10 protein-coding genes are annotated in these 11,183 nt (G+C 43.2%); 1 reads left to right on the top strand and 9 read right to left on the bottom strand.

Annotated elements, in window-relative coordinates:
- Positions 1 to 70: 70 nt before the first annotated feature.
- The 9 genes from parC to parE form a co-directional block, all read right to left on the bottom strand.
- Positions 71 to 2,521, bottom strand: coding sequence for a DNA topoisomerase IV subunit A (gene parC, locus SSIN_RS07585; protein ID WP_037617575.1), 2,451 nt, complete (start codon positions 2,519 to 2,521; stop codon positions 71 to 73).
- 52 nt (positions 2,522 to 2,573) lie between these two features.
- Positions 2,574 to 3,308 carry a CPBP family intramembrane glutamic endopeptidase gene (locus SSIN_RS07580; protein ID WP_037617572.1) on the bottom strand — a complete coding sequence of 245 codons (735 nt, stop codon included), beginning with the start codon at positions 3,306 to 3,308 and terminating at the stop codon, positions 2,574 to 2,576.
- Entirely contained in the window at positions 3,289 to 4,122 is an 834-nt protein-coding gene (locus SSIN_RS07575) for an aminoglycoside 6-adenylyltransferase (protein WP_037617570.1), read from the bottom strand. The genes SSIN_RS07580 and SSIN_RS07575 overlap by 20 nt, the downstream gene beginning before the upstream one ends.
- Before the next feature lie 72 nt (positions 4,123 to 4,194).
- Complete coding sequence (gene fic / locus SSIN_RS07570) at positions 4,195 to 4,800, bottom strand: protein adenylyltransferase Fic (protein WP_037617567.1); 606 nt, start codon at positions 4,798 to 4,800, stop codon at positions 4,195 to 4,197.
- 12 nt (positions 4,801 to 4,812) lie between these two features.
- Positions 4,813 to 5,187 carry a GNAT family N-acetyltransferase gene (locus SSIN_RS07565; protein WP_037617564.1) on the bottom strand — a complete coding sequence of 125 codons (375 nt, stop codon included), beginning with the start codon at positions 5,185 to 5,187 and terminating at the stop codon, positions 4,813 to 4,815.
- A 63-nt stretch (positions 5,188 to 5,250) separates the two neighbouring features.
- Positions 5,251 to 5,997, bottom strand: coding sequence for a DUF6261 family protein (locus SSIN_RS07560; protein WP_037617562.1), 747 nt, complete (start codon positions 5,995 to 5,997; stop codon positions 5,251 to 5,253).
- 253 nt (positions 5,998 to 6,250) lie between these two features.
- Positions 6,251 to 7,096 carry a hypothetical protein gene (locus SSIN_RS07555; RefSeq protein ID WP_037617558.1) on the bottom strand — a complete coding sequence of 282 codons (846 nt, stop codon included), beginning with the start codon at positions 7,094 to 7,096 and terminating at the stop codon, positions 6,251 to 6,253.
- Positions 7,089 to 8,297 (bottom strand): DUF262 domain-containing protein, encoded by a 1,209-nt coding sequence (locus SSIN_RS07550; protein WP_037617556.1) that lies wholly within the window; start codon positions 8,295 to 8,297, stop codon positions 7,089 to 7,091. The genes SSIN_RS07555 and SSIN_RS07550 overlap by 8 nt, the downstream gene beginning before the upstream one ends.
- 28 nt (positions 8,298 to 8,325) lie before the next feature.
- The gene (gene parE / locus SSIN_RS07545; protein WP_037617555.1) at positions 8,326 to 10,269 is read right to left on the bottom strand and encodes a DNA topoisomerase IV subunit B; all 1,944 of its coding nucleotides are present in this window, start codon (positions 10,267 to 10,269) and stop codon (positions 8,326 to 8,328) included.
- Positions 10,270 to 10,490: 221 nt separating this feature from the next.
- On the opposite strand from parE, the gene plsY reads away from it, so the two are divergent.
- Positions 10,491 to 11,135, top strand: a complete 645-nt coding sequence (gene plsY, locus SSIN_RS07540; protein WP_037617553.1) for a glycerol-3-phosphate 1-O-acyltransferase PlsY — start codon at positions 10,491 to 10,493, stop codon at positions 11,133 to 11,135.
- Positions 11,136 to 11,183 lie beyond the last annotated feature (48 nt).

Genomic DNA, 11,183 nt, shown 5'->3' with positions numbered 1-11,183 from the left:
TCTTTATTTTCGTGTTTCTGTGGGTGACGGCTATGTCGTCATGGCTGTCTGTCCCACTCTCTAATATGGATTATTTGATATAAGCTGAGAAGACTTCTTCGTCTGAAATAGTATCAGAGATAAAGCTGCCGTTACTGGTGCGCTCAGACAGGCTGAGGTCAGCCAGATTAATTTCATAGGCAGTTCCTTTATTAGAAAGCACCTGCAAAATCTGCTCTTCGCTAGCTTCAGCTTCTGTTGTGAAGAGGTCAAAGTCTGCTGCTTCGCCATAGACTGGACCAGCTGCGAAGACACGATGCGGCTTGGTCTTAAGCTCTCTCAAAACCTGAAGACCGCGATTTGCCCGACTAGTAACAGGAATGTCTGCGACCGCCATTCGCTTGAGCGAACCGCGCTGAGTCAGGAGGTAAAGCGAGTCTGTGTTGGCGATAAAGGCTGCCGCTAGGACATCGTCCTTCTTGAGGTTGATAGCCTTTACTCCGGCTGCCTTAGCTCCGACAACTGGCACTTCTTCGATATTGAAACGCAGGGCATAGCCTTTTGTAGTCACTAACATGACATCGTCTAGCTTAATCGGCGCCAGAGCAATGACCTGATCATCTTCATTTTTCAGCTTGGCGAACTTGAGTGACTTAGACTTGTAGGTCCGCCAAGGACTAAATTCCTTGCGCTCTACACGCTTGATTTGACCTAACTTGGTCGCTGCAAAGTAAGTCCCCTCTTCAAAGCTGTCCAGCAATTCTGTATAGATAACCTCTTCTTTGGTATCAAAGTTGCTGATGGTCTGGCTGAGGTGTTCACCGATTTCTTTCCAGCGGATGTCTGACAGCTCATGAACAGGCCGGTAAATAACATTTCCCAGGCTGGTGAAAATCAATAAATGCTGAGTCGTCTTGGCTGGGCTGAGGAAAATCAGGCGGTCATCATCACGCTTGCCCATCTCCTCTAAGGTCGAAGCAGAGAAGGAACGCGGACTGGTCCGCTTGATATAACCAGCACGAGTCACGCTGACATAGGTCTCTTCCTCCACAATCAGACTAGCTGTATCAATCTCAATGGCATTTGCCGTATCCTGCAGCTCACTGAGGCGCGGATTTCCAAACTTCTTCTTGACGTCGCGGAGCTCACGCTTCATGAGGTTATACATAGTGCGCTCATCACCGATAATAGCTGCCAGCATCGTAATCTTCTCGCGCAGCTCTGCTTCTTCCTCTTCCAGCACCACTACGTCGGTATTAGTCAAACGGTAGAGTTGGAGAGTGACGATAGCCTCAGCCTGCTCCTCGGTGAAATCGTAGCTGACCTTAAGATTTTCCTTGGCGTCTGCTTTGTTTTCGGAAGCACGAATCAGGGCAATCACCTCGTCCAAGATAGAAAGCACCCGAATCAATCCTTCCACGATATGGAGTCGTTTCTCAGCCTTGGCCTTGTCAAAGCGGCTGCGAGCCAGAATAATCTCCTTGCGGTGGGCAATATAACTAGTCAAGATTGGTACAATCCCCACCAAACGAGGCGTGAAATTGTCGATCGCCACCATGTTGAAATTGTAATTGACCTGCAAATCAGTGTACTTGAAAAGATAGTTGAGAATCAGCTCGGTATTAGCGTCTTTCTTGAGCTCGATAGCAATGCGAAGACCGTCCCGGTCGGATTCGTCTCGCACCTCAGCAATGCCAGCCACCTTATTATTGACCCGCACATCGTCGATTTTCTTGACCAAGACAGCTTTATTGATCTCGTAAGGAATCTCGGTGATGACGATTTGCTCTTTTCCGCCCTTTAGCTTTTCAATCTCAGTTCTGGAGCGCACCACGACCCGGCCTTTACCAGTCTCGTAAGCTTTCTTAATCTCATCACGACCTTGGACAATGGCTCCTGTCGGGAAGTCTGGACCAGGCAGAAACTCCATGAGTTTGTCCACCTTGGCCGACGGATGGTCGATCATATAGATGACCGCGTCAATGACTTCGGCTAGATTATGAGGCGGAATATCAGTCGCATAACCAGCGGAAATCCCAGTTGCTCCATTGACCAAGAGGTTAGGAAAGGCTGCCGGCAGAACAGTCGGCTCCTTCTCGGTATCGTCAAAGTTCCAAGCAAAAGGAACGGTATCTTTTTCGATATCCTGTAAAAGATAGCCAGCCATCTCGGACAGCCGCGCTTCGGTATAACGCATAGCCGCCGGTGGATCACCGTCCATAGAACCGTTGTTACCGTGCATCTCAACGAGAATCTCGCGGTTCTTCCAGTCCTGAGACATACGAACCATGGCATCGTAGATGGAGCTGTCACCGTGAGGGTGGAAATTCCCCATGATGTTCCCGACTGACTTGGCTGACTTGCGGTAGCCCTTGTCAAAGGTGTTGCCATCCTTGTTCATCGAATAAAGAATACGGCGCTGCACAGGCTTCAAGCCATCGCGAATGTCCGGCAAGGCCCGCTCCTGAATGATGTATTTGGAGTAGCGACCAAAGCGCTCTCCCATAATGTCCTCAAGGGACATGTTTTGAATATTGGACATAATAATTCTCTTTTTATTGTTTTGTTGCAAAGTAAATCTATATTTTATAAATTTAACAGTTTCTTTGTAGGTAGTGAGAAAAGAAGAGCAATCCTACTAATCCTAGAATGAATAAAAGATTAATTTTAATAACAAATAAGCTAAGTAGGGTATTAATTAGACCGTGAAAAATGGCGCAAAAGAGGATCGACTTAGTCTTTTTGAAAACAGCTGCTAGAAGAACACTGAGATAAATTGCAAATAGACTGAATAATATAAAAGGCATCCTACTTTGGGAACTTCCAATCACAAACCATAAAGGTATATGCCATGCTGCCCAAATACAACCTGTCATCAAACTGGAAATCCAAAAGGAGAATCTAGTTTCCAAAGTTGGTTGCAAGATGCCTCGCCATCCCAATTCTTCTTCTCCACCATAAAAACAGACTGCACTCAAAAAAACAACAAACAAATTTCCTAGCGGAAAAGCTGGATTAATCTCCTTAGACGAGAAAGCAATAACACCCGTCTGCACGAAAATTAGTAAAAGAAATAATAAAATATATTTCTTTGAGTCCCCTAAGATAAAAGAGACTATGCTTTTAATTGATTTTTGAGGCAAACAAGAAATGGCTGCAATGGTTGGACCGAAACCTCCTAGTAGATGGAGAAAAAAGCCCAGCGGACTTGTTAGACTTAAGAGACTCATTTGCGTCAGAAAAGCGAGCAATCCCCAACCAAATCCCCAAGAAATGAGAAAACTAATCAGTAAAAATTTTGTTATCTTATTATTTTGTAGATTTTTCATTTGTTTCGAGTCTTTCCTTAGCATACCCAATCATATTCTCTGCGGTTACTTTGTCATAATGGAAGCCAGTTTTGAGAGAGAAAGCTTGTGCTTCTTTGTGGAAAAAGTGCATGGTAGCTAAGAGAGACTTGGTGATTTTTTTCTGATCGGAAAAGTTAAGCAAGGCTGTAAATTCTTTCTCTTTCTCGGCAGGCAAATACCGAAAGAGGTATTTGTAGTTCTTACCGACATCAACCGTTCCCTTATCTACTGCTACTTGCCAAGCTAACAGCTTGAGCAATTCTTGCTGGCAGATTCCATAGAGATGATCCGTCGCATAGACAAGGTGATTTCGACAAATGCCCTTGACTACATAAGCTGAGACCCACCAAAATTCATTGCAAGATTTATCAAAATCAATCGCACTGGCTGGTGCCGTCCAATAGCGCTTGGGTGTCGGTGCATAAGGAACAAACAGCCCCTGCGGGTCATCCAGCACCGTGAAATCCGCTTCGCTATCTATCCACTCTTTGATGTGCTCCTTGGGGCAGAGGGTCAAATCTATCCGATTGCCATCTTCAAAGAGCATAAGATACAGACGGCGATGGTCAAGTACGTTATGCTGCTCGATGATGCGCTTGCCAAACCTTTCCAACCAAGCAAGGTCAGCCACCAGACCATCCAAATCCTCCACAATGTAGACCACATCATAGTCTTGGAACTCGTCCTTGGGAGCATTTGGATTTGTCCGTGAGCCAGACATGGCGACAGCTTCGACTTGAAGCTCTTTTGCAGTTTGCAAAATTAAATCTAGCATTTCGGGTTCAGTTCTCATGGGGATACCTACCTTTTTAGTGGAGATTCTTGATTCTGTAGAGGGTATGTCTATAAGGCAAACTTTCTTATCTCACAACTCCTCAGCTTTATATAGGCTATAGCCTTCATAGTAGTAACTATGGTCTACGCCCTTCATGTAAAGGTTACGGTTATGAATGTCCTTGGTGAGGGCTTGCTTGAGGACGTGCTTGATTTCGGTGTCTCGAATAGGGCTGCGCTCCATAGCTAGGCGGTAATCTTCCTTGTCCACTTGAGACCAGTCCACGACTTGCCCCAGCTCAGCCTTGAGTAGGTGGTCCAGCCAAAGCCTCATACTTCTGCCGTTCCCTTCTCGAAAAGGGTGGGCGATATTTAGCTTCACATACTTTTCGATAATCTGATCAAAGGTTCGCTGAGGCATGTGGTCGATATCTTTCAAGGAAGCATCCAGATACATGACAGGCATAAAGGGAACATTCCCTTTGGGGAGATTGACTGTCCGAATCTGACCGGCAAAGTTATAGATTTCTTCAAACAAGAACCCATGAATAAAGGCCAGAGTAGCGTAAGTTCCAGCTGCTTTATCGTCTAGAAGCCGCTTTTCAAAAAGTTTTTTCGCTCGGGTTTTGCTGATTTTTTCTTCAATCTTAGCTAGTTCAAGTGAATCCATCAGACCCAATTTATTGTCAAGCGTCATGGTTGGCTCCTCTCATTCAGATTTTCTAAGCCCTGTTCCCACAGGTTTAAAACCTACTGTCTGATAAAATCCATCCGCTTCTGATATTAATTCAATGCGAGTCAAAGGGTGTTTTTGATGAATTTCAGCGATCAATCGCCGTCCCAATCCTTTTCCGCGATAGGCTTTATCAATGATAATCTCAGCTAAAAAGGTCGTCATGATTTCATCTGTCAAGTAGCGGGCAAAACCAAGGATTTTCTGGTTCTCTTCAACTACCACGTAATGAGACAGATTTGTTGAAAATAGTGATGTCACTTTTTCCTCTGTAAAAGACATCCATTTTTCATTTTGATAAAGGGCGTAAATAGCTTGAAAATCATTTGTGCTTGCAGGTCTGATTATCATTTTCTACTCCTTTCAAATCCGATGCGACTACTAACAATTTTTCATCTTAAATTTAGTTATATTCTAGTTGCTCTCTGCCGCTTCTTCTTTCACCTTCTTAGTTGGTTTGCGTTTTTTATAGCGGCTGCGGATAGTGTTGAGGTGGTCGCGGAGATTGACCATGTGAGTTCTTTCGGGATAAGCGTAAGCACCGATAGCCGTAAAGTCCACAAGGAAATCATAGATTTCTTGCAGCTTGAGGCGGACGGTCTTATTCTGGCTCGGAGCCTTGCCCTTGAGCTCTGTCAGTCGCTCCTTGTAAACCTTGTCAAAGGCCTTCTGAGCCGCTGCCAGACTATCGACATGGGCTTCCAGATGAAGCTTAGCCAGTGCTGGCTGATAGGCTGGCTTTTTCAGCTCTTGAAGCAGATGGTTAATCCCCTCGGTCTCCTTTTCAAAGCTAGTTCCAGCGAGGCCGCTGTAGTTTTTCAGGATCTGAGATAGGGTCTCGTAGGCTTCCTTGGTCGCTGCATCCTTGACCCGTGCAAAGGCCCGAACCAAAGACTGGAGCGTAGCCAAAGCATCGTCACGCTCACGGTCAGCCCGATCCAGACTAGCCACCAGCTTGCTGGACTTGGTCTGATGAAGCCCGCCTTGGAGCTTAGCCAAAAGCTGCTCCATCTCCGCCAGCTTAGTCGTGTAAATAGCATCCACCTTGTTAGCCTTATTAAAAGCCGCAATCTCCTCCATGCTCTCAGATATGAGCTGGAAAAATTCGTTGTTTTCTAAAGATTTAACATCCAAACTGGTAGTTCCATAAATTTTTTTCATTTTTACAATCTCCTAATTTTTTATTTTAATGTACTTTTTACTCCATCCGATTCTCGGAAAAAGTTTTTTGCTCTTGCANAACACTCGTCCGATTTTCGGACAAACAGAATTTGCCAAGAAAGGCCTCGTCCGAAAATCGGACGGACTCATTCACGCTCTGAAGAGCTTGTCCGAAAATCTGGTGAGAATTTTTTGTTTTAAGGATGGGGAAGAACATCTCACATCGGCAAATGCAAATTCCTTTTTACTACTTTTAATAATTAAGTTCCTCTTCTAATCCTTCTTGATAATGTCGATATAATTCTATAAAAATATTATCAATTAAAGTCAAAAGTCCGAACCAAATAAAATAATTTCTAGTTGCTTGAGTTTCATTAACTAATTTAGCTAAGGTTGGCAAATTTTGTTGATAAGATAAAGTATTGTGTGCTAATCGATTACGTTGATCAAACATATTTTCATACTTACATTTTAAATTATGCTCTATATTTTTAATATAAATAGTATCTCTCCTATTATATTCCCTAAGTTTATCTTCATATCCTTGCTCACTATCTCTTTTTTTTCTCTCTGGCTTCTTAGGTCTATTGTTTTCGTTTGGCATTGACACAAACATATTATTTTCATCTTTCAAAAATTGATCAATATCAGTCCAATCATCTGATACAAAATAAGAAAAATCTGCACGAGCCCAAGAAATTAGGTTTGAATCTTTAAATATTTCCCTAATTTTTTTAGTAGTATTCTTTAATAAATCCTCTCTATCGATATCATTTATGCTAAAGTCTACATTTATTTTCTTAAGTACTTTACAAAATTCTGTATAAATATTATTTTTAGAATCATAATTTGAGTAAGTTCCTAAATTAGCTTTATTTAACCACCAATATCGAAACTCGAAATCATTTGTTCCTAATTCCCAAGCAATGCATTTCATCTTTTGCTCTTGAAAACCTGTCATTTTCAGAAATACAGCTTGTAAAATATAATCACACAAAGGGTAGGTTTCAATTCCATCACCAATACTAGAAGTTGCAGCAACTGCTTCTTCCAAAATAGTAGTTATAGGAGTTAAAATAAAATCTGTATGCTTACTCACTAAAATACTCCTTATACAATTCAAGTGATTCTCTTAATCGTATTCTTATATATTTCAAGGCATTAGGGTTTTTCTGATGGTAATATCCAACGTCATAACCTTCAGGATAAAGGTAACCACCATAAATCTCATCTGGCTGTATCTTAAATTCTTTTAATTCCTCTATTTTATTTTTAAGTTTACTGCACAAATTACGAATTTTAGAAACATTCAGTTTCTTCTCTTGGAAAATAGAAAAATAAATCAAGCCAAACATATAGATATCTGCGTCAATAATAGAGGGGAAATCTCGGGGATAAAAATCTAACTTTAAATTTTCATCAAGTAAAGAAATTTTATTATCAAAATCAAAGTCCCCTTCTTCAGCAATGTTATAAACATAATCTGCATAGAACTGTTCAAGTCTATTTCCTTTTCCTGCTGCGACCTTATTAATATCATAATCTTGTTTTTCAAAACTATCAAGAATTGCTAAATATCTCACAAAATCAAGTTTTTTATCATTTAGTTTAATATTTTTAAAACTACTTGGATCAAAAAATCGTTCTAAAGCACTATTCAAGAAATATAAAGAACGCCTGCTCTCTAAATTTGATAATACTTCTCCTTGAATATTAATATGGCGAAAAACTGAAGAGTAAAATTTAATTTGCTCTTTTTTGTTATCTTCCCCATCATAACTCGGAACTATAAAAGAAAAGCCTAAATAATTATTTTTAAAAAAATCTTCACCAATCTCGAAATTTAGAGTATTATATTGCCCCGTCTTTACATTTTGTTTTATATCTACTTTTGTACTTCCAATCGATAGAAGTCTATTAAAATTCCACTCCACTCCCTTATAATTGCTACCTTCATCATTTTCAGAATCATCATTGGTATCAGCTAGAGGAATGAAATCTTTCGGAGCCCAATCTTCACACTTACGATTTGGAAATAAATTTAAGTAAGCGAGGAATATAGACGATAAACGTTGTTGTCCATCTAAAATTAAATTCTTCTGTCCCTCATCGTCCGTGTACGCTCCAATAGTGACCGGTGGAACAAATTCTTTTTTATTAAAACTCTCAATTAATGTTTTAACCTTTTCTTGATTCCAAACATAAAAACGTTGATATTCAGGTAACACAATATTCTTCTTTAATATCAACTTAATCCAATGATCCAGAGAATATTCTCCATAGTAAACCTTATTTTTCATTCATTTTTTCCTTTTATCTATACTTCTTTCAAAACGCCCCACTCTCCTCAAGCGTAAACTTGACATTATCCTCAATCCACTTACGGCGTGGTTCGACCTTGTCGCCCATGAGGACATTGACACGGCGTTCGGCGCGAGCCAGGTCTTCGATGGTGACACGGATGAGGGTGCGGGTATCAGGATTCATGGTCGTCTCCCAGAGCTGGTCAGCGTTCATTTCACCAAGCCCCTTATAGCGCTGAAGCATGGCACCCTTGCCAAACTTGCGGCGCAGTTCGTCCAGTTCGCCATCGGTCCAAGCATACTCGACAATTTCGCTCTTACCCTTGCCCTTGGACATCTTATAGAGAGGCGGCAGAGCGATATAGACGCGGCCGGCCTCGACCAGCGGGCGCATATAGCGATAGAAAAAGGTCAGCAGCAAGGTCTGGATATGGGCACCGTCGGTGTCCGCATCGGTCATGATGATGATCTTGTCATAGTTGGCATCCTCAAGGGTAAAGTCTGACCCAACACCCGCTCCAATCGTGTAAATCATGGTGTTGATTTCCTCGTTCTTGAGAATGTCGGCCATCTTAGCCTTAGCAGTATTGATAACCTTACCGCGCAGGGGCAGGATGGCTTGGAACTTACGGTCACGGCCTTGCTTGGCAGAGCCGCCGGCAGAGTCTCCCTCGACCAGATAGAGTTCGTTCTTGGCTGGGTTCTTGGACTGAGCCGGAGTCAGCTTACCAGAAAGCAAACCCTTGTCTTTTTTATTCTTCTTGCCATTCCGGCTTTCGTCACGCGCCTTGCGAGCCGCTTCCCTGGCATCTCTGGCCTTGATAGCCTTGCGGATGAGATTGGACGCCAGCTCGCCATTTTCCAAGAGGAAGAAGGTCAGCTTGTCAGAGACGATGGAGTCCACGGCAGGACGAGCCAAAGGACTGCCCAGCTTGTCCTTGGTCTGGCCTTCAAACTGGAGGTGTTCTTCTGGAACCAGGATGGACAGGACAGCAGCTAGACCCTCGCGGTAGTCCGAGCCTTCTAGATTCTTGTCCTTTTCCTTGAGCAGGCCTGTCTTTCTGGCATAGTCGTTCATGGCCTTGGTAATGGCAGACTTGAGCCCCGTCTCATGGGTCCCACCGTCCTTGGTGCGAACGTTATTGACAAAGGACAGGATATTGTCCGAGTAGCCGTCGTTGTACTGGAGGGCCACCTGAACTTGGAAGCCGCTCTCCTCTCCCTCGAAATAGAGAACAGGAGTCAGGGTTTCCTTATCTTCATTGAGATAGCTGACAAAGTCCTCAACCCCGTTCTCATAGTGAAATTCCACTTCTTCGTCAGTACGCGCATCCGTCAGTGACAGGCGGACATTCTTGAGCAGGAAGGCAGATTCCTTCAGCCGCTCAGCAATGGTGTTGTACTTAAAGTCCGTCGTTGAAAAAATCGTATCGTCTGGCATGAAGGTCACTTTGGTCCCAGACTTGGACTTAGGTGCAGTGCCGATTTTCTTGAGTGTGGTGGCAGGTTTCCCGCCATTTTCAAAGCGCTGCTTGTAAACAGTGCCGTCGCGCGTGATTTCCACTTCCAGCCAGCTGGACAAGGCATTGACGACAGAGGAACCTACACCGTGGAGACCGCCTGAGGTCTTATATCCTCCTTGACCGAACTTACCGCCGGCGTGAAGAACGGTGAAAATGACCTCAACCGTGGGAATGCCCATAGCGTGCATGCCGACCGGCATCCCGCGTCCGTGGTCTGCGACAGTCAGACTGCCGTCCTTGTTTATCGTAACCTCGATTCGGTCACCAAAGCCTGACAGGGCTTCATCGACAGCATTGTCCACAATCTCCCAAACCAGATGGTGAAGTCCCGCTCCGTCGGTCGATCCGATATACATCCCCGGACGTTTGCGGACCGCATCCAACCCTTCTAATACCTGAATGGCATCGTCATTGTAATTGTGAATATTGATTTCCTTTTTTGCCACAAGGAACCTCCTACATGATAGTCATCCTTATTATCTTACAGGTTTTTGGCAAATTTTGCAAAGTTTTTCTAAAAAATAGCTCTGAAAAGGCCGATAAAGCCTAAATTTCCACTCAGCCAACTGAAATCCATCATAGCTACAAGAGTCAGACTAGACAATTCCTTAAAAATATTCTCAGAATAGTTCTTTGTCCAAACCCCAAATCATGGTATAATGAAATCATGATGAACACGATAATTGGATTAATACTAGCATATTTATTGGGCTCCATTCCGACAGGTCTGTGGATTGGGCAGATTTTCTTTAAAAAGAACCTCCGCGAATACGGCAGTGGCAATACTGGCACGACTAATACTTTCCGGATTTTGGGAAAGACGGCCGGTACCGCAACTTTTGTGATTGACTTTTTCAAAGGTACACTGGCAACTCTGCTTCCGCTTTTCCTGCATATTGAGGGGATTTCACCACTGATTTTCGGTCTCTTGGCTGTGATTGGCCATACCTTTCCTATCTTTGCTGGCTTTAAGGGTGGCAAGGCTGTAGCGACTAGTGCGGGAGTCGTTCTTGGTTTTTCACCAGCTTTCTTTATCTATCTGATACTTGTCTTTGTGACGACCCTTTATCTGGGAAGTATGATTTCCTTAGCCAGCGTGGTCTCCGCAATCGTGGGCATCCTGTCCGCTTTGCTTTTCCCAGCTTTTGGCTTTCTTTTACCTAGCTATGATCTCCTTTTTACCTTGATTATTATCCTATTGGCAGCTATTATCATCATTCGTCACCGTGATAATATCCAGCGGATTCGAAATAAAACCGAAAACCTAATCCCATGGGGCATCAATCTCACCAAACAAAATCCAAAAAAATGAGAGTGGGACAGAAATCGGTAATTCGTTAGAATTCGATTTCGTCGTCCC

The organism is Streptococcus sinensis, assembly GCF_000767835.1.
In the GTDB taxonomy this organism is placed as follows: domain Bacteria; phylum Bacillota; class Bacilli; order Lactobacillales; family Streptococcaceae; genus Streptococcus; species Streptococcus sinensis.
The sequence above is the reverse complement of the archived record's forward strand: the minus strand, read 5'-3'. Positions and strand labels throughout refer to the sequence as shown.